28 protein-coding genes are annotated in these 24,880 nt (G+C 62.9%); 21 read left to right on the top strand and 7 right to left on the bottom strand.

The features are described 5' to 3' along the window. Positions 1-111: 111 nt before the first annotated feature. Positions 112-531, bottom strand: coding sequence for an HD domain-containing protein (locus tag QRO91_RS14895; protein WP_012480647.1), 420 nt, complete (start codon positions 529-531; stop codon positions 112-114). A 130-nt stretch (positions 532-661) separates the two neighbouring features. Between QRO91_RS14895 and QRO91_RS14900 the strand changes: the two genes are divergently transcribed. The 20 genes from QRO91_RS14900 (at position 662) to QRO91_RS14990 (ending at position 19,852) form a co-directional block, all read left to right on the top strand. After that, positions 662-919, top strand: a complete 258-nt coding sequence (locus QRO91_RS14900) for a hypothetical protein (RefSeq protein WP_005410128.1) — start codon at positions 662-664, stop codon at positions 917-919. Positions 920-955: 36 nt separating this feature from the next. Beyond that, positions 956-2,635 carry a type IV secretory system conjugative DNA transfer family protein gene (locus QRO91_RS14905; protein WP_197650382.1) on the top strand — a complete coding sequence of 560 codons (1,680 nt, stop codon included), beginning with the start codon at positions 956-958 and terminating at the stop codon, positions 2,633-2,635. Between the two features lie 424 nt (positions 2,636-3,059). Beyond that, positions 3,060-3,506: a hypothetical protein gene (locus QRO91_RS14910; RefSeq protein ID WP_049429685.1), complete on the top strand. Its 447-nt coding sequence runs from the start codon at positions 3,060-3,062 to the stop codon at positions 3,504-3,506. 89 nt (positions 3,507-3,595) lie between these two features. After that, positions 3,596-4,642, top strand: coding sequence for a virB8 family protein (locus QRO91_RS14915; protein ID WP_049429684.1), 1,047 nt, complete (start codon positions 3,596-3,598; stop codon positions 4,640-4,642). Beyond that, positions 4,639-5,418: a TrbG/VirB9 family P-type conjugative transfer protein gene (locus QRO91_RS14920; protein ID WP_033833167.1), complete on the top strand. Its 780-nt coding sequence runs from the start codon at positions 4,639-4,641 to the stop codon at positions 5,416-5,418. The genes QRO91_RS14915 and QRO91_RS14920 overlap by 4 nt, the downstream gene beginning before the upstream one ends. Beyond that, positions 5,415-6,668: a TrbI/VirB10 family protein gene (locus QRO91_RS14925; protein WP_197632133.1), complete on the top strand. Its 1,254-nt coding sequence runs from the start codon at positions 5,415-5,417 to the stop codon at positions 6,666-6,668. The genes QRO91_RS14920 and QRO91_RS14925 overlap by 4 nt, the downstream gene beginning before the upstream one ends. 14 nt (positions 6,669-6,682) lie before the next feature. Continuing rightward, positions 6,683-7,726 carry a P-type DNA transfer ATPase VirB11 gene (gene virB11, locus QRO91_RS14930; RefSeq protein WP_033833165.1) on the top strand — a complete coding sequence of 348 codons (1,044 nt, stop codon included), beginning with the start codon at positions 6,683-6,685 and terminating at the stop codon, positions 7,724-7,726. Positions 7,727-7,729: 3 nt separating this feature from the next. Next, positions 7,730-8,695 carry a lytic transglycosylase domain-containing protein gene (locus tag QRO91_RS22585; RefSeq protein WP_285310454.1) on the top strand — a complete coding sequence of 322 codons (966 nt, stop codon included), beginning with the start codon at positions 7,730-7,732 and terminating at the stop codon, positions 8,693-8,695. 73 nt (positions 8,696-8,768) lie between these two features. Continuing rightward, positions 8,769-9,188: a TrbC/VirB2 family protein gene (locus tag QRO91_RS14940; RefSeq protein ID WP_043034647.1), complete on the top strand. Its 420-nt coding sequence runs from the start codon at positions 8,769-8,771 to the stop codon at positions 9,186-9,188. Further along, entirely contained in the window at positions 9,181-9,489 is a 309-nt protein-coding gene (locus QRO91_RS14945; RefSeq protein WP_142806261.1) for a type IV secretion system protein VirB3, read from the top strand. Before QRO91_RS14940 ends, QRO91_RS14945 begins: the two co-directional genes overlap by 8 nt. Positions 9,490-9,573: 84 nt before the next feature. Continuing rightward, entirely contained in the window at positions 9,574-12,021 is a 2,448-nt protein-coding gene (locus tag QRO91_RS14950; RefSeq protein WP_197619812.1) for a VirB4 family type IV secretion/conjugal transfer ATPase, read from the top strand. Between the two features lie 51 nt (positions 12,022-12,072). Further along, positions 12,073-12,873: a hypothetical protein gene (locus QRO91_RS14955; RefSeq protein WP_197650384.1), complete on the top strand. Its 801-nt coding sequence runs from the start codon at positions 12,073-12,075 to the stop codon at positions 12,871-12,873. Between the two features lie 74 nt (positions 12,874-12,947). Beyond that, positions 12,948-14,105 (top strand): type IV secretion system protein, encoded by a 1,158-nt coding sequence (locus QRO91_RS14960; protein WP_049429679.1) that lies wholly within the window; start codon positions 12,948-12,950, stop codon positions 14,103-14,105. A 14-nt stretch (positions 14,106-14,119) separates the two neighbouring features. Then, positions 14,120-14,638 carry a DUF4189 domain-containing protein gene (locus QRO91_RS14965; protein WP_223846428.1) on the top strand — a complete coding sequence of 173 codons (519 nt, stop codon included), beginning with the start codon at positions 14,120-14,122 and terminating at the stop codon, positions 14,636-14,638. A 110-nt stretch (positions 14,639-14,748) separates the two neighbouring features. After that, a complete protein-coding gene (locus QRO91_RS14970; protein WP_080355029.1) occupies positions 14,749-15,294 on the top strand; it encodes a DUF4189 domain-containing protein in 546 nt (181 codons plus the stop codon). A gap of 32 nt (positions 15,295-15,326) precedes the next feature. Next, positions 15,327-15,869, top strand: a complete 543-nt coding sequence (locus QRO91_RS22590; RefSeq protein ID WP_080355028.1) for a DUF4189 domain-containing protein — start codon at positions 15,327-15,329, stop codon at positions 15,867-15,869. A 177-nt stretch (positions 15,870-16,046) separates the two neighbouring features. Beyond that, positions 16,047-16,571 (top strand): DUF4189 domain-containing protein, encoded by a 525-nt coding sequence (locus QRO91_RS14975; protein ID WP_049429678.1) that lies wholly within the window; start codon positions 16,047-16,049, stop codon positions 16,569-16,571. 317 nt (positions 16,572-16,888) lie between these two features. After that, positions 16,889-17,425: a hypothetical protein gene (locus QRO91_RS14980; protein ID WP_010484878.1), complete on the top strand. Its 537-nt coding sequence runs from the start codon at positions 16,889-16,891 to the stop codon at positions 17,423-17,425. Between the two features lie 57 nt (positions 17,426-17,482). Further along, complete coding sequence (locus QRO91_RS14985; RefSeq protein ID WP_049429677.1) at positions 17,483-18,487, top strand: XVIPCD domain-containing protein; 1,005 nt, start codon at positions 17,483-17,485, stop codon at positions 18,485-18,487. Positions 18,488-18,583: 96 nt separating this feature from the next. Further along, the gene (locus tag QRO91_RS14990) at positions 18,584-19,852 is read left to right on the top strand and encodes a hypothetical protein (RefSeq protein WP_404830267.1); all 1,269 of its coding nucleotides are present in this window, start codon (positions 18,584-18,586) and stop codon (positions 19,850-19,852) included. Positions 19,853-19,906: 54 nt separating this feature from the next. Here QRO91_RS14990 and QRO91_RS14995 read toward each other — a convergent pair whose 3' ends face one another. Genes QRO91_RS14995 through QRO91_RS15005 form a run of 3 tightly spaced genes read right to left on the bottom strand, consistent with a single transcriptional unit; the run spans position 19,907 to position 22,600 of the window. Beyond that, positions 19,907-21,235 (bottom strand): XVIPCD domain-containing protein, encoded by a 1,329-nt coding sequence (locus tag QRO91_RS14995; protein ID WP_049429675.1) that lies wholly within the window; start codon positions 21,233-21,235, stop codon positions 19,907-19,909. After that, positions 21,232-21,885 carry a hypothetical protein gene (locus QRO91_RS15000; RefSeq protein ID WP_049429674.1) on the bottom strand — a complete coding sequence of 218 codons (654 nt, stop codon included), beginning with the start codon at positions 21,883-21,885 and terminating at the stop codon, positions 21,232-21,234. Before QRO91_RS15000 ends, QRO91_RS14995 begins: the two co-directional genes overlap by 4 nt. Positions 21,886-21,928: 43 nt before the next feature. Next, the gene (locus tag QRO91_RS15005; RefSeq protein WP_197619814.1) at positions 21,929-22,600 is read right to left on the bottom strand and encodes a hypothetical protein; all 672 of its coding nucleotides are present in this window, start codon (positions 22,598-22,600) and stop codon (positions 21,929-21,931) included. A 259-nt stretch (positions 22,601-22,859) separates the two neighbouring features. Here QRO91_RS15005 and QRO91_RS15010 point away from each other — a divergent pair, with 259 nt between their 5' ends. After that, positions 22,860-23,366, top strand: coding sequence for a GNAT family N-acetyltransferase (locus tag QRO91_RS15010; protein ID WP_197650386.1), 507 nt, complete (start codon positions 22,860-22,862; stop codon positions 23,364-23,366). Positions 23,367-23,387: 21 nt separating this feature from the next. Here QRO91_RS15010 and QRO91_RS15015 read toward each other — a convergent pair whose 3' ends face one another. From QRO91_RS15015 to QRO91_RS15025, 3 genes are all read right to left on the bottom strand, one after another. Further along, entirely contained in the window at positions 23,388-23,594 is a 207-nt protein-coding gene (locus QRO91_RS15015) for a hypothetical protein (RefSeq protein WP_106549104.1), read from the bottom strand. Between the two features lie 58 nt (positions 23,595-23,652). After that, entirely contained in the window at positions 23,653-24,090 is a 438-nt protein-coding gene (locus tag QRO91_RS15020) for an acetyltransferase (protein ID WP_197619816.1), read from the bottom strand. 68 nt (positions 24,091-24,158) lie between these two features. Next, the coding region (locus QRO91_RS15025; RefSeq protein WP_285310455.1) for an NAD(P)H-dependent oxidoreductase at positions 24,159-24,880 on the bottom strand (722 nt) is incomplete at its 5' end.

Consider the following 24,880-nt stretch of genomic DNA (forward strand, 5'->3'; position numbering starts at 1 on the left):
GGGCGGGGAGCCGGTCATTGTACTGCTGCACCGCAACAAGGGCAGCAGCACTCAGGGTAAATCAGCGTTTGATCGGTGACACGTTCGCCCACCGGCCACCGCGCGGCGCGATCAGATGCCCAGCGCTGCCCGGGCGTGCGCATACTTGCCGCGCAGGCGCCCGGCCGTCGCCGCGTCGAGCATCGCCAGGCGCTGCGGATCGGCGTTGTCATCCAGATCGGCCTGCTTCACCTTCAGTGCCAGCGGGTGGGCGGCAATGCGCGCGTAGTAGCTGTCCGCGTCGGGGGCCGCGTCGCGGTTGAGCAGGTGCACCGCCTCGCGCAGCGGGGCGGGAAAGACCTCGATCTGTGCGGCAAACGCCGGGCAGTCTTCGGCTACGTCATGCAGCCAGGCCACCACTTCGGCGTCATCGTCGCCGCGCACCGCGGCCGCCACCCGCGCCACATGGCAGATGTAAGGCTGGCCGGCCTTGTCCGTCTGGCCCGCGTGGGCCTCGGTGGCCAGCGTGCGTGCAAGTGCTACCCAGTCCATTGCAGTCTCCTTGGATATCCGCAGACAGTTTCGCGCAGAAACCGTAGCGCTTGTGCATACGCCGATGACACTGCGATGGGCATCATGGCGGGGCAGGGGACGCAGTGTTGCCCCGACAAGGAGGAATGCGATGCAGGAATTCAGGCATGTGCTGGAAACCCGTGGCCGCTATCAGCTGGTAGCAGTGTCCTACGAGCCGGTGTACGCTCCGGGCGATGTGGTCGGCCATGCGGTCGTCGCCGACGATGGGGATCGTCTGACCGACCTGGTATCACTGGCCGAAGCGCGCCAACTGCTGTTGCAGCGGGTGCGTGAAGAGGGCGAAGAGCCCGGGCTGGAGAACGAAAACAACCTGCGGAAGAAGGCGTCGCGCTGGCGCCGCCGCTAGGCCGTCGCGCCCTCGTGCGCATCATGGAGGATTCGGGTGTTGCCCAGTAAGAAGTATCTGCTCATCGCCATCGTCACGCTGGCGACCCTGCTGCTTGGTTTCGTGTTTTCCGGCTACCTGACCCTGTTGTTCCTGGGGTTGGACACCAAGCTGTTCACCTGGAACACGTACTACCAGTACTACCACGCCATCGGCCAACCGCAGGTTGCGCCGTTCGTGGGCAAGATCAAGTGGGCCGGCTACGTGGGCTTCGGCTTGCCGCTGCTGGTCCTGCTGGTGACCGGTCTGGTGCTGCTGCTGAAGAAGGACAAGCGCTCGCTGCATGGCGACGCGCGTTTCGCCACCGGCGCCGACCTGTCCAGGCATGGCATGTTCAAGAAGACCGGCCAGAGCATCGTGGTCGGCAGCCATGGCGGCAAACTGGTGCGGCTGGATGGTCAGCAGTTCGTGATTCTTGCGGCACCCACCCGTTCAGGCAAGGGCGTGGGCGTGGTCATCCCGAACCTGCTGGAATACGGCGAATCGCTGGTGGTGCTGGACATCAAGCAGGAGAACTTCGACCTGACCAGCGGCTGGCGCGCCAGCCAGGGCCAGGAGATCTACCTGTTCAATCCCTTCGCCGAGGATCGGCGCACGCACCGCTGGAACCCGCTCAGCTATGTCTCCGATGATCCGGCATTCCGGGTGTCGGACCTGATGAGCATCGCCGCGATGCTGTATCCGGACGGCGCCGAGGACCAGAAGTTCTGGGTCAGCCAGGCGCGCAACGCGTTCATGGCCTTCACCCTGTATCTGTTCGAAAACTGGGACGACGAGCGCAGCAGCGGCTTCCCGGGCGGCTCGGGTACGCCGACGCTGGGTTCTGTCTACCGGTTGTCATCCGGCGACGGCACCGACCTGAAGAAGTACCTCAAGGCCTTGTCGGAGCGTTCGTTCCTCAGCGCCAACGCGCGCTCGGCGTTCGCCAACATGCTGTCCCAGGCCGACGAGACCTTCGCCTCGATCCTGGGCACCTTCAAGGAACCGCTCAACCCCTGGATCAACCCGGTGCTGGACAAGGCCACCAGCAGCAACGACTTCCTGCTGACCGACGTCCGCAAGAAGAAGATGACCATCTACATCGGCATCCAGCCGAACAAGCTGGCCGAGAGCCGCCTGATCATCAACCTGTTCTTCAGCCAGCTGATCAACCTCAACACCAAGGAACTGCCCAAGTCCAACCCGGACCTGAAGTACCAGTGCCTGCTGCTGATGGACGAATTCACCTCGATCGGCAAGGTCGAGATCATCGCCTCGGCGGTGTCCTACATGGCCGGTTACAACATCCGCCTGCTGCCGATCATCCAGAGCATGTCCCAGCTCGATGCCACCTACGGCCGGGAAGTCTCGCGAACGATCATCACCAACCACGCGCTGCAGATCCTGTACGCGCCGCGCGAGCAGCAGGACGCCAACGACTATTCGGACATGCTGGGCTACACCACCATCCGCAAGAAGAACGTCACCCACGCCCGCGAGAAGACCCACAGCTTCACCGAGGAGCGGCGGGCACTGATGCTGCCGCAGGAGCTGAAGGCGATGGGGCCGGACAAGGAAGTGTTCCTGTACGAGGGCATACCGCATCCTGTGAAATGCGACAAGATCCGTTATTACAAGGACCGCTACTTCACGTCGAGGCTGCTGCCGAAAGTCGACGTTCCCATGCTTAACGTCTAATTCACGTCGCTAAATTTGTGACGTAGATTTATATTCATCGACGTGAAAACGTGAGTTGAGTCAAGAATTCGGCATTTGTTCATGGATTTTCAGACTTGTCTGACATGGAATTGACGCGTGGTTGTGCGACCCTGTGCATGCCGTTCAGAAATGTGTGATGGATGGCAGATGTTGTAGAGCAGGGTGGCCAGGAGTTTGTGCCATGAAACATGGATGGTTTCGACGTTGGTGAGGTATGCGGGTGTGTCGCCGGGAGTGTCTGGCGGCCCCGCGACTTGGTTGGCAGCCGTTGGCTGCAGGGGAGCCGGAGTGGGTGTGCTGCCAGTCAGTGCGTCGCTCCGATTCCGGCGTGCGCGACGCAGCGCCGGACGACCAGGGGACCAATGCTCGGGACTGCTTTTTCGTACGTCAAAGTGAAGCCCGTATGAATCAGGCGTTTATCGCGAAAATGTCCATCGCCGCAGTGGCGGCGTTGATGGTGGCCGGTTGCGCCACCAAGTCCGCTCCCGATTTTGGAGGCCGCTGGAAGCCGGTGAACCGCTTTGCTGCGGAAACCACCGAGATCCCGCTGTACTCCAGCTACGTCTACCAGGCCTCGCCGATGGATGGCACGCTCAAAGCCATGCTCGAGCGCTGGGCCAAGGATTCCGGACGCACGCTGGATTACCGCCTGAGCTCGGACTTCACCCTGTACGGCGCGGTCTCCAACATCGGCACCACCAACGCTCAGCAGGCCGTGATCGATCTGACGGCGGCCTATGCAGCGCAGGGCATCTCCGTCTCCATCGTTGGCAACCAGATCGTTGTGCAGAGCGCTGGCTCGACGCCGACCGCGTCGGCACAGGGCGCTGATTCCAACAGCGGCACCTGAGTCCACCTCGAAATCATCGAACGTGCCGCTCCCCGCGCCTGTCGCAGGGGTGCCACGCCCATTGATGTTTCAGCAGTACGGAAGAATCCATGTTCCGCAAGAAGGATCCCGGCAATAGTCCCAAGGTCGAGCAGTCGGTCGCCAAGGCGGTCAGCTACGAGATCACCGTGGCCGACATGGCGCGTCGTAGTGAGCGCCGTGCCTGGTGGGTCGCCACCGGCTCATTGCTGATGTCGCTGGCACTGGCTGGCGGCTACTACTACATGCTGCCGCTGAAGGAGAAGGTGCCCTTCCTGGTGATGGCCGATGCCTACACGGGTACCGCTACTGTGGCGCGCCTGAGGGGTACGTTCCAGGGCGAGACGATCACCACCAATGAGGCGGTCAACCGCAGCAATGTCGCCCAGTACGTGCTGGCGCGCGAGTCGTACGACTCCGCAGTGATGGGGTTGCGCGACTGGGAGCTGGTGTTCGTCATGTCCAGTGATGCCGTCGCCGCAAGCATGAAGCAGCGCTATGCCAGCAACAATCCGCAGAATCCGTTCGTGATGTACGGCCGGGGCAAGGCGATCAGGGTCAAGATCCTCAGCATTACCCCGCTGGGCGTGCAGGCGAACGGCAGCTTCCGTGGCGCGTCCGTGCGCATCCAGCGCAGCCTGCTGGACAAGCGCAGCGGTGCATCGACCTATCTGGACAACCAGCTGGTCACCATGCGCTTCCAGTACAACCAGAATCTGGCGCTCTCCGAACAGGACCGCGTGCTCAATCCATTGGCGTTCCAGGTCACGGAGTACCGTGTCGACAACGACTATGCGCGCGGCGTGCCCGTGCCGGATGACGGTGCCATGCAGCAACAGGCCCAGGATGCTGCGCAACAGGCACAGCTCGCTGCACAGCAGGCGCAGGGCATGTACGTTCCGAACAATCCGGCCGCTGCCACCATGATCGATCCCGCCACCGGTCAGCCTGTCGCAGTGCCGGCCAGTGGGCAGATGCAGCCGATGCAGGGTGCGCCCATGCAGGGGCAGCCGGTCCAGGGGCAGCCGATGCCGGGGCAGGGCGCGCCGGGACAGCCGGCAATGATGCCGGCACCGAACCATTCCACCGGAAATGCTGATGGAGCAAGCAACCGATGAGTAGTCGAAAAATCAGGGGAAGCGCGTGGGCGCTGCTGTCGTTGCTGTCGCTGGTGTTTTCCAGCGCGGCGATGGCGCAGGCAGTTGACCACTACGAGTATGAGAAGGACCGCATCTACCCGGTTCGCACCGGCCTGGGCCTCACCACCCAGATCGAGCTGAGCCCGAACGAGAAGATCCTCGACTACAGCACCGGCTTCAGCAGCGGCTGGGAACTCACCCGTCGCGAGAACGTGTTCTATCTCAAGCCGAAGAACGTCGACGTCGACACCAACATGATGGTGCGTACCGAGACCCATTCGTACATTTTCGAGCTGAAAGTCGTTGCCACCGACTGGCGCCAGCTTGAGCAGGCCCGTCGCGCCGGCGTGCAGTACAAGATCGCCTTCGTCTATCCGAATGACACTGTGTTCGGGCCTGCCCAGGCAGCGGTCGAGGAAGAGGCGCAGCCGCTGCTGAGCACCGAGCTGGCCAAGGACCGCCAATACAACTTCAACTACTCCTATTCGACCAGTAAGGCGAAGAAGATGGGGTGGCTGATCCCGGTCAACGCCTACGACGATGGCCGTTTCACCTATCTGAAACTGCCCAACTCGCCCGAATACAAGACCGGCATCTTCCCGGCCGTGTTCGGTCGCGAGAAGGAGTACGGCGAGGATTTCGTGGTCAACACCACGGTTGAGGGCAATACGCTGATCGTGCACGGGACCTACCCGTACCTGGTCATCCGCCACGGCGACTTCGTCGTCGGCCTGCGAAGGAATGTGAAGAAATGAGCCAGCAGAACACTCCCGGCAACGATCCAAATCCGTCTCCGTACGGGCAGGGCCCTGCGGCTCAGGAGCCACCGACGAACCCGTATTATGGGCATGCGCAGGCCGAGGCAACCCCGGACCTGGATGCCAGTGCCCCGCAGCTTCGCTCTGCGGAAGAGCAGCGCTTGAACCGCAAGGCGCTGTTGTTCCTCGGCGGCATCCTGGTGTTGTTGCTGGCCATGGGCTTCCTGCTGCTGCGCAAGGGCAAGGAAGACGCTGAAGAAGTCAAGGCGCCGCCGCAGGTTGCACGTTCGAGCACCCCCGACCTGCCGATCATTGCACCCTCCGCGATTCGCGAGGCCGCCCGGGAAGCCGCCGAACCCATTCCGATGCTGCCGCCACCGCCGCAGGAAACGATGGGCCCGACGTTCATTCCTCGTGCCGAACCCGAGCGCGAGGTCGAGCGTGGCCCGAGTCTGCTGGATCGCCGCATTGCCGGTAGTGGTGGCGCAGGCGTGGGCACGGGCGATGCTGGCGGCCAGGCCGCAGCAGGGGACAACGACGATCCCTACATGCAGGCCACGTTGGCTGCGCTGCAGGCGCAGAACGGCAATGCTCCGCCGGCCAAGGTGCGCCGCGGGCCTGACGTGGAGGATGTGTCCAATGCTTCCTACATCCGGAGCCCCGACGCGCTGCTGGTGCGTGGCACCTATCTGCGTTGTGTACTCGAGACACGCATCATCACCGATCTTGCAGGTTATACGTCGTGCCTGTTGACCGAGCCGGTCTACTCGATCAACGGCCGCAGCCTGCTGCTGCCCAAGGGGTCCAAGATCTATGGTGCGTACGGTGGCGGTCCCAAGGGCAAGCGCGTGGAAGTGATCTGGGATCGCATCACCACGCCCAATGGCATCGACGTGGCCATGTCCAGCCCGGGCGTGGATCAGCTGGGTGGTGCTGGTCATCCTGGCCAGTACAGCGCGCACTGGGGTAGTCGCATTGCGTCGGCGTTGATGATCAGCCTGATCGCCGACGCCTTCAAGTACGCCGCAGCCGAGCATGGTCCAGAGTCGACGACGGTTTCCAGCAATGGTTTCGCCGTTCGTTCGCCCTATGAAAGCGCCACTGCGCGCACGATGGAGCGTCTCGCCAACGAAGCCCTCACCAGTTCGAATCGCCCGCCGACTGTCACCATCAACCAGGGCACCATCGTGAACGTCTACGTCGCAAAGGACGTTGACTTCACCAACGTGCTCAACCCGCGCCGGTAACCCGAAGAACAACCATGGACGCCGAAGTGTCACCCCTCGCCCTCGTTTCCAGCGATTTCCTGCGCTATCAGTACGAAGTGCTGGGCATCGCCGAGTACATGACATCCCCGGAAGTGACGGAAATCTGCATCAACCGTCCCGGTGAGCTGTACCTGGAAACCCGGGCCGGGTGGCAGCGGGTGGAGGTGCCGGGCCTGACCTTCGAGCGGGCCCGGCAGTTCTGCACGGCAGTGGTGAACGAGAGCAACACCGGCCAGCGCATCACCGATGCCGATCCGGTGGTGTCGCTCACGTTCCCCACCGGCCAGCGTGCGCAGTTCGTGATTCCACCTGCCTGTGATGCCGGCAAGGTTTCGATCACGATCCGCCTGCCGTCCAAGCACACCAAGTCGCTCACCCAGTACCACGAGGATGGTTTCTTCAACCAGATCCTGGAACAGGATGGCAGTCTGAGCGAGCAGGACCGCGAGCTGCTGGAACTGCGCCAGCAGCGCGAGTACGCAGAGTTCTTCCGTCGTGCGGTGATGTACCGCAAGAACATCGTGGTCTCCGGTGCGACCGGTAGCGGCAAGACCACCTTCATGAAAGCGCTGGTCAATCATATCCCGGACAACGAGCGCCTGGTCACGATCGAGGACGCACGCGAGCTGTTTCTGACCCAACCCAATGTGGTGCACCTGCTGTACTCCAAGGGCGGGCAGAGCACCAGCAATGTCAGCGCAAAGAGTTGCATGGAAGCCTGCCTGCGCATGAAGCCAGAACGCATCATCCTGGCCGAGCTGCGCGGTGACGAGGCGTTCTACTTCATCCGCAACTGCGCATCGGGCCACCCGGGCTCGATCACCAGTTGCCATGCCGGCAGCCCGGAGCAGACCTGGGATCAGCTGGCGCTGATGGTGAAGGCCTCGGCCGAGGGTTCGGGCCTGGAGTTCAACGTGATCAAGCGACTGTTGATGATGACCATCGACATCGTCGTGCATATCAAGGCGCATGCCGGCTCGCGCTACATCACCGGCATCGACTTCAATCCTGGGCGTGCCCAGGGGCAGGAGGGCTGACCAATGCTGCCAGGACTGGAAATGATGGCGTGCCCGGAAATTGCCGTCTCGATGGACGTGATGCAGCACGTCATCAACGTGGAATCGTCGCGCAACCCCTATGCCATCGGCGTGGTCGGCGGCGCCCTGGTGCGCCAGCCCAAGGCCCTCGACGAGGCGCTGGCCACCGTTCGCATGCTGGAGGAGAAGGGCTACAACTTCTCCATTGGCCTGGCCCAGGTCAACCGTTACAACCTGGGCAAGTACGGGCTGGATTCCTACGAGAAGGCCTTCCAGCAGTGCCCGAACCTGCAGGCTGGTTCGCGCATCCTCGCCGATTGCTACAAGCGCTCCGGTGGTGACTGGGGCAAGTCGTTCAGCTGCTACTACTCGGGCAACTTCGAGACCGGCTTCCGTCACGGGTACGTGCAGAAGATCTACGACTCGATCCGCCGCGGTCAGCAGGTCGCAAGCAACGGCGTCGCGCCGATTGACGTGGTCAGCCGCGGCGAGCGTCGGGTGGTCAGGGTCGAACATCATCCGCAGACGGCCTCGCCGGCCCAGGCACGCATCGTCGCCCAGGCCAGTGCGCCGGTGTACGTGCCGTCCAATGACCCGGCCCGGGCCTACACCGTTTACCCATCCACCGGTGCGATGGCCCGCGGCAGCCTGCTGAACATCGCCGACCAGGCGGTATCGCGCGTGGTGCTGGGTTCGGTCGATCGAATGATGCAGCCACAGGCGCAGGGCGGAAACGATATGCCGCAGCAGGCTCCGCAGCCGTATCAGCAGCCTGGTGCGGCGCAGGGTGGGGCAGCCATGCCGCAACAGCTTCCCGGGACGGCTGCTGGCGCGAATGCGCCGGTGATGCTGCGCCCCTGGAACGAGCGCAACGCGCCGGCAGCGGATGCCCAGAATTTCTACAACGCACCGGCACCACGTGCCCCGGTGCAGCAGATTCCCGCAGGGGATGCGGCCTTCGTGTTCTGACGAAGTCGTGGTGCGACCGGTCCCCCGGCTGGTCGATTCAGTTGTGTTAGTCCATCAACAAGGAAATCAATCCATGAAGCGATTCAATCTCGACCTCGTCCAGGCCCAGCGCACGCTGAAGACCATGCTGATGGCGGTCGCATTCGCAGGTGCTGTGTTCGCTCCCCAGGCCCTGGCCGGCACCGACTTCGGTGGTACCGATGGCAAGGTCTGCGGCTTCTTCTCCAACATCAACGGCCTGCTGAACATGGCCTCTATCGCCGTGGTCACGATCGCCGTGATCTTCGCCGGTTACCAGATCGCGTTTGCCCACAAGCGCATCGGTGACGTGGCCCCGATCCTGATCGGCGGTGTGCTGATCGGCGCGGCAGGCCAGATCGCGCGCATGCTGCTCGGCAAGGAGGCTGGCAGCTGCGACAAGGTCGGTGGTGGCGACGGCGCTGGCATGGCGTTTGAAATGATCAAGCACGCCGTCCAGTACTACAGTGCATAAGAACGTCCTGTTCCGGGGATGCACGCGCCCAGCGATGTTCCTGGGCGTTCCCTACCTGCCATTTTTCATGGTGGCGGGCGGGTTGTTGCTGCTGAGCATGTACACGAACTTCTGGTTTCTGCTGACCATCCCGGTGGCCATCTTCATCATGCGGCAGATGGCCAAGCGTGACGAGATGATCTTCCGCCTGCTGGGGCTGCGGCTGATGTTCAAGCTCAAGACGCGCAACGTGCAGGAGCACGATGGCATGTGGGTGTTCAACCCGAATCACTACCGCAGCAAGCCGGCCCCCAGGGATTGAGGGCTGGATCCGGCCACGCGGGCGTTGAGCGCCCGCCTGGCCAACTCCGAATCTTTGTCGGCAGTACCTTTTGGAAGCAGTCGTATGTTCAACCCAGATACCTCCATCAGCGAATTCATTCCCCTGTCGTCGCACGTGGCTCCGAATGTGGTGAAGACCACGGGCGGCGACTACCTGTTGACCTGGCACCTGGAAGGGCTGCCGTTCGTGGGGCGCGAAGAATGGGAGCTTGAGCATCGGCACAACACCTTCAACCGGTTGCTGCAGACGCTGCGTGCGCCGGATTTCGTCAACGTCGCCTTCTGGGTGCATGACATCCGGCGCCGTCGCACCCTGAAGGGAAAGAGCCACTACAAGCAGCGCTTCAACCAGGATGTGTCCGACCAGTACATGGGCATGCTGTCCTCGCAGCGCATCATGCAGAACGAGCTGTACCTGACGATGATCTATCGTCCGGTGGTGGCGGGTAAACGCTTCGTGGAGAAGTCTGCGAACGTGGACAAGCTGCGCGCCGAGCAGGAGCAGGCTGTCGAGAAGCTGATGGAGCTGGCCGGCAACGTCGAGGCGGTGATCCGCGACTACGCGCCGTACCGGCTCGGCATGTACGAAGCCAAGAACGGCGTGGTGTTTTCCGAAACGCTGGAGCTGTTCGGCTACCTGATCAACCGCATCGATGAGCCGGTGCCGGTACTGTCGGCGCCAGTGAAAGACTATCTTCCGGTCAGCCGGCACATGTTCTCGGCCAAGACCGGCGATTTCGTGATCAATACGCCCAATGGCGTCAATCATTTCGGCGCGATCCTGAATATCAAGGAGTATGCCGAGGGAACCTATCCGGGAATCCTCAATGGTCTGAAGTACCTGGACTACGAGTACGTCATCACCCATTCGTTCAGCCCGATGGGGCGCCAGGATGCCTTGAAGGTGCTGGACCGGACCAAGGGCATGATGATCTCCTCGGGCGACAAGGCGGTCAGCCAGATCGTTGAACTCGACCAGGCGATGGATCATCTGTCGTCAGGCAACTTCGTGCTGGGCGAGTACCACTTCATCATGGCGGTCTACGGCGACAGCCAGGCCAAGCTGTCGCAGAACGTGGCCTCGACCCGTGCCGAGCTGTCCAACGCCGGATTCGTGTCGACCAAGGAAGATCTGGCGGTCACCTCGTCGTTCTATTCGCAGCTGCCGGCCAACTGGCGCTTCCGCACGCGGCTGGCCAACGTCAGCTCGCTGAACTTCCTCGGCCTGTCGCCGCTTCACAATTTCGCCACCGGCAAGCAGCACAACAACCCGTGGGGTGACTGCGTGACCACGCTGCAGACCACCAACGGCCAGCCGTACTACTTCAATTTCCACGCGACCCATCCATCCGAGAATTCGCTGGGTGAGAAGGCGATCGCCAATACCATGGTGATCGGCAAGTCCGGTACCGGTAAGACCGCGCTGATCAACTTCCTGCTCAGCCAGGTGCAGAAGTACGAACCGTCGCCGACCATCTTCTTCTTCGACAAGGACCGCGGCGCCGAGATCTTCGTGCGCGCCTGTGGTGGCAACTACCTGGCCCTGGAGAATGGTGCGCCGACCGGCTTCAATCCGTTCCAGTGCGAGAACAACGAATCCAACGTGCAGTTCCTGGCTGACCTGATCAAGGTTCTGGCCGGCAAGCGCGAGTACAGCGCCCGCGAGGAAGAGGACATCTACCGCGCGGTGGAGAGCATGCTCGATACGCCGATGCACCTGCGCAGCATGACCAATTTCCAGAAGAGCCTGCCCAACATGGGCGATGACGGTCTCTACGCGCGCATGCGTCGTTGGACCTCGGGCAATTCGCTGGGTTGGGTCTTCGACAATCCGATCGATACGGTGGATCTGAGCAAGGCCAACATCATCGGCTTCGACTACACCGACATCATCGACAACCCCGAAGTGCGCGTGCCGGTCATCAATTACCTGCTGCACCGCCTGGAGTCGCTGATCGACGGTCGTCCGCTGATCTATGTGATGGACGAATTCTGGAAGATCCTGGACGGCGAGGGTGGCCTGAAGGAGTTCGCGAAGAACAAGCAGAAGACCATCCGTAAGCAGAACGGCCTGGGAATCTTCGCCACGCAGAGCCCGGAAGATGCGCTGAAGAGTGACATCTCCGCTGCCCTGATCGAGCAGACCGCCACGCTCATCCTGCTGCCGAACCCGAACGCCAGCAAGAGCGACTACATGGATGGCCTGAAGTTGACCGAGGCGGAGTTCAAGGTGGTCACGGCACTGGACGAGCGCTCGCGCTGCTTCCTGGTCAAGCAGGGCCATGCTTCCAGTGTCTGCCAGCTCAACCTGCGTGGCATGGACGACATCCTGTCGGTGATCTCGGCCTCGACCGACAACATCGACATCATGCATCGGGTGCTGCAGACGGCTGCAGTCCGCAATCGGATCACTGTGGACGAACTCACGCCGGAACAGTGGCTGGAGGACTTCTACAAGAACCGAAAGGGCTCTGGTAAAGCCAAGGCCTCTGCCGAAACCGATGCGGCTTGAAAGCCCTGGATCAGACAGCGCCGAATGAAATCCATTCCCCTGGAGAAGAACATGAGCATGACATCCCGAAATCACAAGCGCCACCGCGGTCTGCGTCAGAAGCGCCTGGCAGCCATCCTGCTGGGGAGCATGGTCATGTTCTCCACCACGTCGGTTTCGGCCGGTGGTTACCCTGTCTTCGACCTCAGTAATCTCATGCAGGCACTGAAGGACTTTGCCCAAGGGAAGGCGCAAATGAAGGCTGACGGGCTGGAGTACGCGGCTCAGGTAACTCGGTGGAGAAGGACGTTCCAGGAGTACCAAAATGCGCTTGTCCAGATCCAGGGCATGATCAACAACTTCGGCTTGCCGCCAGGCGCCACATTGGAGCGGGTTCCAGACGACTATATGGTCGCCGACCTCTGCCGTACGTCGGCGGGCTTCAGCGCTGGCAGCCTGCTGAAGAAGTTTGTGCTGGATACCTCCGGTGATCTCTACGCGCAGCAGCAGCAGCTGTGCGTCAACATCCAGATGATGGAAAACCGGAAGCGCAACGAGACGGTGGATTTCATCGAGAAGACCATTCCCAGCATCAACGCGTCGTTGTCTGAGATCATGGGCTGGCGAGGCGGCGCCGATGGCAATCTTGCGGGAACTCTTTCGGCCGTGAACAGTGACTCCCTGCGTACGGCAAACGACATTGCCAAGCTGCAGCAGGAGTGGGAGGCGCGCATGCGGTCCTACGACGCCTATGAGGAATCAATGAAGGCCAATCAGCGCGTGTTGGCGCGCGTGGCATTGAAGGGCAAGCCGGGCGTCATCTCGCAGCTGGTCAAGACGGCTGCATTGGAAGGCGCTTTGCACATCGACTGACGTCGCTTGGGGCAGGTGCATAGGCACCGGCTCCATGAGGTTGTCCGGTAGGGATACATCAAGGGATTGCGGAAATGATCAGGTCGATTGCCAATTTTGATTTCAATGGCGGATTCCAGGATTTGATGGGGCACGTTGCACGTGTCCAGTCGATCGGGGATTTCGTGTTCTTCAAGTTCATCTTCGACTTCCTGCGAAAGAAGATAAACAAGTTCGGCATCGACATGATGGGGGAAATGATGCAGTGGGTCGGCGGCATCGCCCTCACGCTCATGACCCTGTGGGTGCTGGTGCAGGGCTTCCGCATCGTGACCGGCCGCAGCCGGGACTCAATGATGGTATTGGTGACCAATATGGCGCGTGCGGCGTTGATCGTCAGCGCGGCCACCACGATGGGCGCTTTCGGCACCAACCTGCAGAGCTTCCTCACCCACGACGTCAAGGCAGAAATCACGAAGGTCGTGACAGGCTCGAACGAGTCACCCGAAGCTCAGATCGACAAGAGCCTGGCATGGATGCAGGTGGCGCTTTCCAGTATCGACGCCATCCAGATCATGAATGACGGGGAGCTGCTGGAGGACAAGAAGCGGGCACTGTTCTTCATCGGCATGGGCACCGCAGGTCCAGCCATCACCGCTGGTGCGATGCTGATGCTGTATGAAATCGCCATGGCGCTGTTCATCGGCTTTGGCCCTCTGTTCATCCTCTGCCTGTTGTTCGACCAGACCAAGCAGTTGTTCCAGCGTTGGCTGTTCTACGGCATCGGCACGATGTTCTCCATGGCCGTACTTGCAGCGATGGTCTCCATTGCACTGGATATGGTGGTACGTGTAGCGGCCACTTTCTGGACCACAGCGCTGGTGCAGGAGTTCATCCTCAAGGAAAGCATGTCCGACGGCATGACCAGCCAGGCAATGCAGCAGGGAGGCATGGGCCTGATCCTCACCGCGTTGATCCTGACTACACCCCCAATGGCAGCGATGTTCTTCCAGGGTACCCTGGGCACCTTCATGGCATATTCGCAGATAGGTGGTGGCGCCAGTGCCTCGCCGAGTGCTGATGGTCGTCCGCCGGGCATGTCGGCTCCGCCGCCGGCGGCTCCAGAGGCCGCGTCGGGCCACAATGCAGCAAATCCTCAGAACAGTCTGGGCCGAGTGTTTGACGGCACGGGCGGGGCGGGAGGAACCACACCTGGTCAACGTGGCGCGGCGAACGCCAATCAAGGAAATTAGAGGCTGGACTGACGATGAGCGCCAACGGTTTTCTGAAATATCTTTGCTTGTCTTTCGTGTTTATGGGTTCTGCATACATCAATTCTGCGTTAGCAGAAGGTCGCTGCCCTCCGGGCCAGTATCCGATCGGCGATCAGGGAGTGGGCGGCTGTGCTCCCATCCCTGGTGCAGGCCGGAGCGCGCCTGATGAGAATCCCGGGCACTGGGTTAAGACGTGGGGAGCCGTTGCGGGATCCATGAATGGCGATGCGGGTGCATCGACTGGCCATCAGGCCAAGGCCTCGGCCGAGCGACAGGCGATCGAGCGCTGCGGTCACTGGGGAGCAACTGATTGCAAGGTTCTGTACACCTATTACAACCAGTGCTATGCGTCCATCAGAACCGGCCGGCCGGACAATGGAACGATGTTCAACGCGGGTGCTACCAAGGAACAGGCGCTGGAAAGGGCGACGCAGGATTGTCGGAATTCGGGAAGCCAGGAGTGCACGTTCGTCCACTCGGACTGCACCAAGCCCTTCTTTCAGGAGGGCTGATATGGCAAATCATATTGCCTCCCGTTCTTTGGATGTCGCTTGAAGCACTGCGGAAGGCTTCAAGGAAGATGACGGGTGCGGAGCATCAGACCACCGAGTGATCAACAGTGATGTCCAAAAAGTCTTGGCAATGGCCGGATTCAAGCATCTGGGTAACATTTCTTGGGTTTTTGACGCTGGCGTTTGCCGTGCTCGTCGTTACTGAAAATGCCAATGCCGAAGGCCGTTGCCCTGGGGGCCAGTACCCGATTGGTGGCCAAGGCGTTGGAGGCTGCGCACCCATACCCGGCGCGGCTCAGAGCGCCCCGCAGGAGAATCCCGGGTACTGGGTCAAGACATGGGGTGCAGTCGCCAGCTCGCCTGGAGGAGATGCAGGTTCTGCCACTGGGCATCAGGCCAAGGCTTCGGCAGAGCGCCAAGCCGTCGAGCGATGCCGGCAGGGCGGAGCTACCGACTGCACAGTCGTTTTTACCTACTACAACCAGTGCTATGCGGTTGTCCGGGCTGCACGACCGGACAATGGCATGAGATTCAACACCGGGGCGACGAAAGAACAGGCGCAGGAGCGGGCAACCAAGGACTGCAAGGATTTGGGAAGTCAGGCTTGCTCCGTTTTCCATTCTGACTGTACCAAGCCGTTCTTCCAGCAAGACTGATCGGTTGTGACATCACACGGAGATTCAAGGCAATGGCCGACTTCAAATCTCTGCGTGGTGATTCAGCTTTCGTGATTTCTGCTCTGCTGTTCGCTGCATTACTTGTTGCCAGCAACGCCAGTGCCGAGGGCCGATGCCCTTCCGGCCAGTACCCCATCGGCGATCAAGGGGTTGGTGGGTGTGCCCCGATTCCTGGGGCAGGGGCGACTGCCCGCGACCCCGGGCCCGCGAGTCAGTGGCATAAGACGTGGGGGGCGATTGCGTCGTCCGACGCGACCGCAGATGCGGGTGTTGCAACGGGCCGGCCGAGCAAGGAGAACGCGGAGCAGTTTGCTCTGGCAGACTGCGGTAGGCGCGGTGCTTCCGATTGCCGAGTCATCTACACGTATAGAAACCAGTGCGTTGCATGGTTGGTTCCCAATAGCCAGGGCGGGGCTTCCCGCGCCGGTCTTGCCAGCGCCAAGGACTCCGCCGAAGCGCGGAAGTTTGCCCAGCAGTCGTGCGTCAACACCGATGGAAAGGCGTGTCAGGTTGCATACGAGGACTGTACGAAGCCGGTCTATGAGTCATTCTGACCCGTTGATCGGATTGTCGGACTGGCAGCCAGTGCAACTCGAGATGGCGGCGAAAAGCTTCATGTGTTTGGGTGCAGCTCCGTTTGTTCTCTTGGCTCCAGCATCGGCTGTGGGCAACGATCATCTGCTCAGGCCGTCCCACCTCCCACAATGGGCAGCAAAGGAATGAGTCTCCCCATGAAACGGATCCACCTCGCTTTTCTTCCGTGTCTGCTGACTGCAGGCCTGCTGCCGTTCACTGCGCTTGCCGAAGGCAACTGCCCGCAGGGCATGTATCCCATCGGTGGCCAGGGTGTACAGGGCTGTGCGCCCATTCCGGTGAGCAGCTCAGGATCCCCGTACAACAATCGCCCCAACTGGGCGCAGACCGTGCGCGGCGTGGCGATGGATGCCCGCGGCGACACCTTCATCAGCAACTCGATGCGCTCGCGGGGCAAGGCAAAGCGTGCATCCATGAAGGAGTGCAAGGAGTTCGGGAAAGGCGAATGTAGGTTGGCGACCCTGTTCCAGGCGCAATGCGTGGCGGTCGCCCACGCGGGTCTGGGCACGGAAACCACCAGCGTCGCCACCGCCATGTCCGAACAGGGAGCGGTCGTTGTCGCGATGCAGCAATGCAGCGCGAAGGCGGCATGGAAGCAGCTGCCGCAGGGTCAATGCGGGATCGCCAGAACGGCCTGTACGGCGGATCTGTTCATCAGGTAAGGCGCCATTCACGCTAAGCCCCGTTTTCTGTGATCAATTCCGCTTTTCGATTTCCTCGCACTTCGACGCGGCAGAACACCTCGCGGTAAGCTCCCCGCGCGTCATGAAAATGACGCTCCAGTGCCGCCGAATGCAGGAGTTCTTCCGTCCAATGAGGACGCTGTCAGCCCCTGCATCGGGTGACGCTCGCCATCATCGCGGTCTTGCCGTACGCAAGGCTATGATCCCTGTCCGCGCAGGCGCGGATAAGCCGGAACGCGTTCCGGCTGGGCAGGGAGGCGGGCATCGGCATGACCACATTGAAGGAGTGGGAGGGGATGGAAGACAGGGTTGGCGCACACATGGACGATGCCCTGGCATTCGTTCCGTCCGGTGCGAACCTGCTGGAAGCTGTCAGGGGCGAGCTCAACGGCGATGGCATCGAGTATCAGCTGCTGGTCATCGACCAGCCGACGCCGGAAGGGCTGGTGCCCGGCCAGCACGGACCGAACCGGGTGCTGCTGTTGCTGCGCGGTGACGGGCGCGGGCGTTGGCAGCTGGCCGCGCGCAACGACAAGCTGGTGCCGTGTTCCACCCGAGGTGGCCTGGCCGGCGACCCTTTTGCGTATGCAATGGTCGAGGAAGGCACCTTCAGCGTGATCACCAACGGCGGTAGCCGCGAGCGCTGGAGCAGCACCTACCGGTTCCGCTATGCGCCTGCGGACAAGGCCTGCTGGGTGGATGGGGTGAGGCGCAAGGTCGTGGATATCGAGACCGAAGCGACCAACATCCGGGATTACTCGGTGGCGGAGCTGGGCAGGGTGCGGTTCGAGGACTTCGACCCGTCCAGCGTCGCCGAGGTGTCGCTTCCATGAGCCAAGCTCCAACCGGCGGAAGGGAATCCGCGCTGATGAAGATTCAGGAGTTGCACTGTGTCGACCGATAGAGAGTCGCAGCTGTTGCGACAGGCGACCAAAGCCGGCATCGACTCCCCGCTTGAACTGGCCAATTTCATGGCCCAGGCAGGGCACGAGTCGCGCGGCTTGAGCCGGCTCAACGAGAGTTTCAACTTCACCCGGGGAATCTCGCAGATCCCGGTGGAGGCTGCGTGGCGCAATGGCAACGCTGCGCTGGAGAGCGCCCGCCAGGAGGCGCTGCGTGGTCGCCCGGAGAACCTGGCCGAACTGATGTATGGCGGCCGCATGGGCAACGATGCGCCCGGTGACGCGCTGAAGTACCACGGCCGCGGCTATCTGCCATTGGTCGGCAAGGAGAATTACGAGCGTGCCGGCAAGGCGCTGGATCTGGACCTGGTGAATCACCCGGAGCTGGCCGCGCAGCCCGAGTACGCAGGCCGTATTGCCGTATGGCAGTGGCAGACACGGGTGCCGGAGGGGGCGCGCCATGATGTGCGCGAAGCAACTTATGCGCTTAATGGCGCGCTCAATGGCATCGAGGCGCGCCGGCAACGATTTGAGGTCTGGCAGCAGAAGTTGACGCCGGACGTGATGGCGCGACTGGATCGCGGCGAAGTCGGTGCACCGGCGCAGACCGTTGCACGCGACATGTCGCATGCCGGTGAGCCCGGCAATGCGTTGTTCGAGGATGCGCGCCGGCACCTGCAGCAGATGGGGCCACAAAGTGGACTGCGCAGTGCACAGGAGCTCGACAATACCGCTGGCGTGTTGGCGCTGGGCGCGCAGAAGGCCGGCCTGTCGCGCATCGATCATCTGCTGGCGGGCAACGACGGCCGTACGCTGTTTGCAGTGCAGGGCGCGCTGGGTGATCCGGCCATGCTGCGTGCGTCTGTTGATCGGGAGCAGGCCTCCCAGCAGCCACTGGCGCAGAGCAGCCAGCAGTTGGCGGCCAGCGTTGCGCAGCAGGATCCGACGGCCGCGCTCGCGCGCGAGCAGGAGCAGCGTTCTCGATCCCTGTAATGCCGATGCCGGCGGGCAGGGTGCCCGCTGGCGCTTTACGTACGACGCGTGGCGCCCTGTGGCGCCGACATGGAAACCAACCCGTAAGGACACCACATGCGAATCGTTCCCTTGAATGCCCGGCAGGCCGCTGCCCGCTGCAATGCATCCGCGCGCCGCCTGCCGCCGCTCTGGCTGCTGTCACTTGGACTTGCCGCAGCGTCGGCGCAGGCTCAGGAGGCATCGGTACCCGTCGCTGAGGCGCCCCTCGCTGTCGAGGCGCCCGTTGCCCCACCTGCAGGGGCGGCGCCCGTTGCAGCGCCTGTGGCGGCCGAAGCCGTTGTCGCGGCGCCGGCTCCCGAAGTACCAGCTGCCGTGACACCTCCTGCGGCACCTGGGGTGGACGCGCAGCCGGCGCGGGCGGCGGACCCGGCGCCCGCGCCCGTTGCGCCGGCAGTGGCGGCGCCTGTGGCTGTACCGCCTGCCACCGTCGAGCCAGCCGTTCCGGCGGTAGCACCCGCACCGCCCGCATTGGCCATCGTGCCGTTGCCGCCCGAGCAGGCGACCGAGCGCGCGCTTGGCGCCCGCTGTCCCGTGGACCTGGCCGGGCGACTCGCGACCCAGGGCGACCTGCTGATCGGCGCCTGCCAGGGCAGGATGCCGGCGCATCTGGCCGCGCTGCTGGTCGCGCTGCCCCAGCAGGACATCCACCTGCCGCGCAGCTGGCGCGAGCGTGAGGTGCAGCAGAAGGCGTGGTTCAAGGCGGTGCCGGGCTACGGCCAGCGCCCGGACTTCATCGTGCGGATGGGTGACATCTGGGTGCGTTCACTGGAAGGGCGTGACGCCGACAGCACGTTCTACCTGGTGTCGGCGCCGTTCACCTGCAGCGACCGGGTCGCCAACCGCGATGAGTACGGCGCGGAGCCGGTACGCGTGCCTGCGGGGGATTGCCGCGAGGCCTATGTCAGCCAGCGTGTGTACCAGGTGCGTGGCGATGCCGCACCGCGGGACGTTACCGCCGAGGCGATGCCGGCCATGCCGCCGTTGACGGAAGCCGATCGCGCACGCCAGTTGGCGCGCGAGGGCCGGATCACGCTGGATCACAGCAAGCTGCAATATGGCCCGGCCATGCGCTGGTTCGTGCAGTACCCGGAGACCGCCCAAAAGGGTGGCCCGCGTGCGTTCAGTGACTGGAACCGTGAGCACCTGGCATTCGTTGTCTGGACCGGGGACCGATTCGAGTTGCGCGAAAAGGTTCCGCGCAGCCAGTGGCCCTGCGACCCGGTGGCGCCGGGGGATCGCGCTTGTGGCGGCTTCCCGGATTCCGGCCCGGATCTGTTTGTGACGGCCGGTACCTCCGCGCCGATGGCTGCCTCCGGTCCCTGAGCCGGAGTGCCGACGTGCAGCGGGAGCCGGGCTGACCGGCTCCCGCGCAGTCCATCAGGCCTGCATGCTGCGGGTCTGGTTCCGCTGCTGTTCCAGCTGCTGGTCGCGCTCCAGCGCAACGCGCTGGTCGGCGGCCTGCTGGTCGATGCGCTGGCTGCTCTGCTCCAGCGGCGTGTTCATCGCCATGGTCGTGTCCACCGACACGCGCAGGTGTGCCGGGTCGCCGCCCTGGCCCTGCACCGCGAAGCTTCGCGAGGCATCGGCATTCATGACCACCTCGTCGATGCGCTTGCCGCCTGCCGCGTGCATTTCGGCGGCGAGGCTGCCCGCCAGCTGAGTACTCATCACGTCCGGCACGCGCCCGACCCGCACGTCATGAGCATGCACGCCGCGGATCGCGTCGTTGAACAACGGGTTGCCCAGGTGGTTGGCATCGTCCATGCGCAGCATGCTGGTGTGATGGCCGTTCTTCTCCGCTTCGCGGCGTGCCGGTTCACCGGGCTGCAGCGGGCCGCGGATGTGGTCGTACAGATCGATGGCGCCGCCCGGGATGCCGCGTGCCGCGCGGGTGACACCGCGACGCAGTGACTCGACGTCATCGCGGTACTCCTCGATCATCTTGGCGTTGTCTTTCGCCAGCTTCTGCGTTTCCGGATGCTTCAGCACCGAGCCTTCGTCGAGGAAGTTGCCCAGTTTGTGCGCACCGAACGAGCTGCCTGCTGCAATCAGCGGGCTGTCCGGGATCAGGGCGCGCATCGGATGGTTGCTGAAACCGTTTGCGGCGAGTGTCTTGATTTCATCCGGCTTCGCATAGATGCGGACCTGGCCGAAATGCGGCGACGCGGCGCTGACCGGATCGGAGGCCATGACGTGGTTGATCATGGTGTTGCCGCCTTCCGGAATGCGATAGCTGAGGCTGACCGCGCCGTAGGCATTGAAGGTCTCGCCCTTGACGTTGAAGTGGTGCGAGGTGATCTGGGCGAGGGCGCCGCCGAGGGAGTGGCCGGTGACGGTGACTTCGGGTGGACGCTGCCCGAGATCCTGCCCCTCCTTCTTGGCGTAAGCGAGGGCGCGTTGAGTCAGCGCGATGGCGTCCGGAGCCTGCACGTTGGTGCGGGCAACGACCATGCCACCATCGGTCAGAATCGCATCGCGTGCGATTTGTTCGGTGCCGCGATGTGCGACGACAATTTCATTGGTGTCGACTCGCTGGTAGATCGTTCCCTGATAACCGTTCAGTCGATTATCAACGTGCTCGAGAATCTTGTACTTGTGCCCGTTGATCGGGACGATCTCTTCTTGACCAGGTGCACGACGACCGACCGCATAATCCTTGTATGCATCTTCGGACAGCGCTGCATAATCTTGGCTGTTGAGGCTCATTGGCGGACCTCGCTGGCTTCAAGCGAAGCGGAGAACAGCGCATTCCTCAGTTCCGGGCGGAACTTGGTGGGATCTTCCTGGCCGCTTGCGCCGTAATCAGGAATCTCATTCACGCGCGGATAGTCTGCGCGAGGATAGTGGCGAGTCTCGGTCTCGCCTTTGACAAAGGGTGCTGCCTCAATGAACGACAGGAAGCGGGTTTCACCCTCGGCGCCGGTGGCTTTCAGCATCGCGCCGGCGCCGCTGAATTCCCACTTGCAGACGCCACGACCGTAGTAGTCCTCATCCAGCATCCGGTCGAGGTACACGGTGCCGCGATACTCGCCCTCAGCGACCTTGCGCAGCTCCACCGGTTCCTGGCTGGTAATGCGGGCGGCAGTGCCGGTGGCGGGTTCGATGTGGCCGCACTGGTCTTCGTTGGTGACGTCGTACTGCGCCACGCCTTCGACCACCGCGAAATCGCCGGGGGCATCCTTCAGGCGCAGTACCAGTTCATAGGCCTTGCGCGGGCTGGGGTTGAGCTTGGCGAGGCCGCGCCCACCCTGGGCGACATCGGCTTCGGCAGCGGCACGTTCCTGGTTCATGGCGGTCTCCGGGTTGCAGGCGGTCAATAGAAGCAGAGCAAGGCACGGAATCATCTTGTGGCGCAATGTCGGCCTCCTTTGGGGGTAGAGGGATGGTTGAACTGGCAGCTCATTGCACAAGCTTCTGCACAGTGGTGGTGGTTGAGAACAGCGCGTCGCGCAGATCTTCGCTGTACCCCGACGGATCTTCCTCGCCACTGGCGCCAAAGTTGGCGACAGTGTCGGCGCGCGGATAGATAAGGTTTGGGTAATAAAGCGTAAGAGGTGAGTCGCTCTCCATGCGCTCCTTGTCGATGAACGTCAGGAATCGCGTATCCGCCTCGCCGGTCGTAGCGCGCAACATCGCGCCAACGCCCGTCAGTGCCCAGTGGCACGTGCCGCGCCCGTAGTACTCCTCGTCCTGCATACGGTCCAGGTAGAAAGTGCCGCGGTATTCGTTCTCACCGACCTTGCGTAGCTCGACGGGTTCCTGGCTGGTGATGCGCCCTGCAGTACCTGTCGCAGGCAGGATCCGACCACAATCTGCGTAGTTGCTGACGTCGTACTGGGCCACGCCCTCAACGATCGCGAACGGGCCCGGCGCGTCCTTCAGTGTCAGCACCAGCTCATAAGCCTGCTTCGGTGCGGGATTGAGCTTGGCCAGACCGCGTCCGCCCGCGGCGACATCGCGCTCCGCGTCTGAGTAAGGCGAGCACGCCGCCAGTGCCAGCAGCAGGGTCGCCGGCAGCCAGCATCGTGCGCTGCGCGATGGCGTTGCCGTGCTCAAAGCGTGTTCCTGCATCGTGCATCCATGTCCATATATCCTTCCCTGGTGACAGGTTTCCCGATTATGGGGTGCCCGGGAAACCCGGCGCCACCCGCGAGCGGGCATGGGTGCCAGAAATTTGACGCATTCAGGATTGGGCGGTGGCGTGGAAGCGCTTGCGGCACAGTCGATTTGCCGGCATCGGAACGACTGCGCACCGCATTCGACATTCTGCCGCCGTTCTGTGACATCGATCATTAATTCACGCGATCATCACCAAGCGAAGTCTTCCACCATGAACTACACGATCCGCCCCGAATCCACTGCCGACCACGCCGTCATCCATGCGCTCACCGAAGCTGCCTTCCGCCAAGCCCCGCACAGCAGCCACACAGAGCAGTTCATCGTCGATGCGCTGCGTTCGCGTGGTGAACTGAGCATTTCGCTGGTTGCCGAAGCCCAAGGCCAGGTGGTCGGACACATTGCGCTGTCGCCGGTCACCATCAGCGATGGAAGCACAGGCTGGTTCGGCCTTGGCCCGATCTCGGTGCTGCCCGCGTGGCAGGGGCAGGGCATTGGCGCGGCGCTGATGCGCGCGGCACTCGACGCGCTGCGTGGACTGGGCGCACAGGGTTGCGTGCTGCTGGGCGAGCCGGCGTATTACGGCCGCTTCGGCTTCCGTGCCGAGCCAGGCCTGGTGCTGCCGGGTGTGCCTGCGGAGTACTTCCAGGCGCTCTGCCTGCAGCCTCCGCTGGCGCAGGGCGAGGTGCAGTACTCGCCGGCCTTCGAGGCGACGGCCTGATCCAGGGCGAGCGCGTGCCCGTCAGGGCGCGCGCCAGACGGTCGGTTCGGGTTGTGGCTTTGGAATGCGATAACCGCCGATGTGTTCAAGCAGTTCATTGGTGCGACGTTGTTCCGCCAGTACCTCACGCAGCAGGCTGCGCACAGCGAAGATGGCAAATGGCACCAGGATCCAGACCAGGCTGATGCCCAGCGCAAACAGGGTCAACAGGGCTTTTGCACCATCCATGCACGGCGTTCCTTGATCGAAGGCAGCTACGCTAGCACGCGGTTGCGGCCGACAGATGTCAGCCGTTATGCCGAAGATGGATCAGTGGATACGCACGCCCCTGCGAATCGAGCGGTGAGCGACCGGTTTCGACGAAGCCCATGCGCAGATAGAAGCCCACGGCCTGCGCGTTCTGTGCGTTGACGTCGGTGCTCAGCTGTGGGCACAGGGTCAACGCGTGCTGCAACAGTTGGCGACCAACCCCGGTGCCACGCACGTCGGGGTCAATGAACAGCGCTTCCATGTGGGTGCCGTCGATCAGCATGAATCCGAGGGGGCGATCCTGTGCGTCGACAGCAACGGTCATCGGCGCCTGCGGCAGGAAACCGGCCACTTCGGCATCGATGGCCTGGCGGTCTTCGGCACTGAGGAAGTCGTGGGTGGCGTCGACGGCACGACGCCAGAGGTCGACGAGGGCGGCGCCTTCGTCGGCGCGCGAGGGGCGCAGGGTGGTCATGGGTTCACCAAGGTGCTTCGGAAGAGGGGGAAGTATGAGGCCTTCCGATGGCGTCTGCAGGTGGGGATTCATTCCACGTTGCGATGGCGGATGAAAGGGCTGTGGGCGGTCGCTTCCGCGCGCAGCGCCACACCCCCGTCAAAATCCCCGCTGTCGTTGAAGGGTACGCTCGGCCATTGTCGCCAGCCTGCCAGCCGTTCGCGGTAGTCGCTGGTGGCCGCCGCCAGTGCCGCATCGTGCGCCTGCACCCGATCCGCTGGCAGCCCGGAACGCACGCCATGCACCACGAACGGTTCCATCACCTCGAAGCCGACGTAGCGCAGGCTGTACATCAACGGCCACAGCAGCAACCGGGTGTCGCCCTCGCGGCCATCCGCCGCGCATGCCCGCGCCGACGAGCCGGTGGTGACGCTCAGCAACGCGCGCTTGCCCTGCATCACGCCGTGCTCGTGGCGCTGCCGGCTGTTGTACATCGGCCCGTAGACGAGCACGCGGTCCAGCCAGCCCTTCAGCATGGCCGGAGCCGCGAACCACCACAGCGGAAACTGCAGGATCAGCAGGTCGGTGGCCCGCAGCAGCTGCAGATGGCGCTGCACCTCGGCGGGCAGCTGTCCCTGCTCAGCGCTGTGCCGCTGTTCGCGTTGGGCGTCGAAGTGGTCGGGATGCAGGCGATGCGGATGGTGGTCAGCCGCTTCCAGCGGATCGAAGCGATCCGCATACAGGTCGATCACGTCCACCTGCAGGTTCTCATGCCGCAGCTGCTCGGCGGCCTGCGCGGCCAGATGTGCAT

The sequence above is a fragment of the Stenotrophomonas maltophilia group sp. Smal32 genome (genome assembly GCF_030237085.1).
Classification (GTDB): domain Bacteria; phylum Pseudomonadota; class Gammaproteobacteria; order Xanthomonadales; family Xanthomonadaceae; genus Stenotrophomonas; species Stenotrophomonas maltophilia_Q.

Excerpts from the sequence above, each read along its gene's own strand:
- QRO91_RS15005 (WP_197619814.1), bottom strand. The coding sequence starts at position 22,600 with ATGCAGGAACACGCTTTGAGCACGGCAACGCCATCGCGCAGCGCACGA.
- QRO91_RS14975 (WP_049429678.1), top strand. The coding sequence starts at position 16,047 with ATGAAACGGATCCACCTCGCTTTTCTTCCGTGTCTGCTGACTGCAGGC.
- QRO91_RS14925 (WP_197632133.1), top strand. The coding sequence starts at position 5,415 with ATGAGCCAGCAGAACACTCCCGGCAACGATCCAAATCCGTCTCCGTAC.
- QRO91_RS14995 (WP_049429675.1), bottom strand. The coding sequence starts at position 21,235 with ATGAGCCTCAACAGCCAAGATTATGCAGCGCTGTCCGAAGATGCATAC.
- QRO91_RS14970 (WP_080355029.1), top strand. The coding sequence starts at position 14,749 with ATGTCCAAAAAGTCTTGGCAATGGCCGGATTCAAGCATCTGGGTAACA.
- QRO91_RS14900 (WP_005410128.1), top strand. The coding sequence starts at position 662 with ATGCAGGAATTCAGGCATGTGCTGGAAACCCGTGGCCGCTATCAGCTG.
- QRO91_RS15010 (WP_197650386.1), top strand. The coding sequence starts at position 22,860 with ATGAACTACACGATCCGCCCCGAATCCACTGCCGACCACGCCGTCATC.
- QRO91_RS14915 (WP_049429684.1), top strand. The coding sequence starts at position 3,596 with ATGTTCCGCAAGAAGGATCCCGGCAATAGTCCCAAGGTCGAGCAGTCG.
- QRO91_RS15015 (WP_106549104.1), bottom strand. The coding sequence starts at position 23,594 with ATGGATGGTGCAAAAGCCCTGTTGACCCTGTTTGCGCTGGGCATCAGC.
- QRO91_RS14960 (WP_049429679.1), top strand. The coding sequence starts at position 12,948 with ATGATCAGGTCGATTGCCAATTTTGATTTCAATGGCGGATTCCAGGAT.
- QRO91_RS22585 (WP_285310454.1), top strand. The coding sequence starts at position 7,730 with ATGCTGCCAGGACTGGAAATGATGGCGTGCCCGGAAATTGCCGTCTCG.
- QRO91_RS14990 (WP_404830267.1), top strand. The coding sequence starts at position 18,584 with ATGCGAATCGTTCCCTTGAATGCCCGGCAGGCCGCTGCCCGCTGCAAT.
- QRO91_RS14940 (WP_043034647.1), top strand. The coding sequence starts at position 8,769 with ATGAAGCGATTCAATCTCGACCTCGTCCAGGCCCAGCGCACGCTGAAG.
- QRO91_RS14965 (WP_223846428.1), top strand. The coding sequence starts at position 14,120 with ATGAGCGCCAACGGTTTTCTGAAATATCTTTGCTTGTCTTTCGTGTTT.
- QRO91_RS14910 (WP_049429685.1), top strand. The coding sequence starts at position 3,060 with ATGAATCAGGCGTTTATCGCGAAAATGTCCATCGCCGCAGTGGCGGCG.
- QRO91_RS14920 (WP_033833167.1), top strand. The coding sequence starts at position 4,639 with ATGAGTAGTCGAAAAATCAGGGGAAGCGCGTGGGCGCTGCTGTCGTTG.
- QRO91_RS14955 (WP_197650384.1), top strand. The coding sequence starts at position 12,073 with ATGAGCATGACATCCCGAAATCACAAGCGCCACCGCGGTCTGCGTCAG.
- QRO91_RS14950 (WP_197619812.1), top strand. The coding sequence starts at position 9,574 with ATGTTCAACCCAGATACCTCCATCAGCGAATTCATTCCCCTGTCGTCG.
- virB11 (WP_033833165.1), top strand. The coding sequence starts at position 6,683 with ATGGACGCCGAAGTGTCACCCCTCGCCCTCGTTTCCAGCGATTTCCTG.
- QRO91_RS22590 (WP_080355028.1), top strand. The coding sequence starts at position 15,327 with ATGGCCGACTTCAAATCTCTGCGTGGTGATTCAGCTTTCGTGATTTCT.
- QRO91_RS14895 (WP_012480647.1), bottom strand. The coding sequence starts at position 531 with ATGGACTGGGTAGCACTTGCACGCACGCTGGCCACCGAGGCCCACGCG.
- QRO91_RS15020 (WP_197619816.1), bottom strand. The coding sequence starts at position 24,090 with ATGACCACCCTGCGCCCCTCGCGCGCCGACGAAGGCGCCGCCCTCGTC.
- QRO91_RS14980 (WP_010484878.1), top strand. The coding sequence starts at position 16,889 with ATGGAAGACAGGGTTGGCGCACACATGGACGATGCCCTGGCATTCGTT.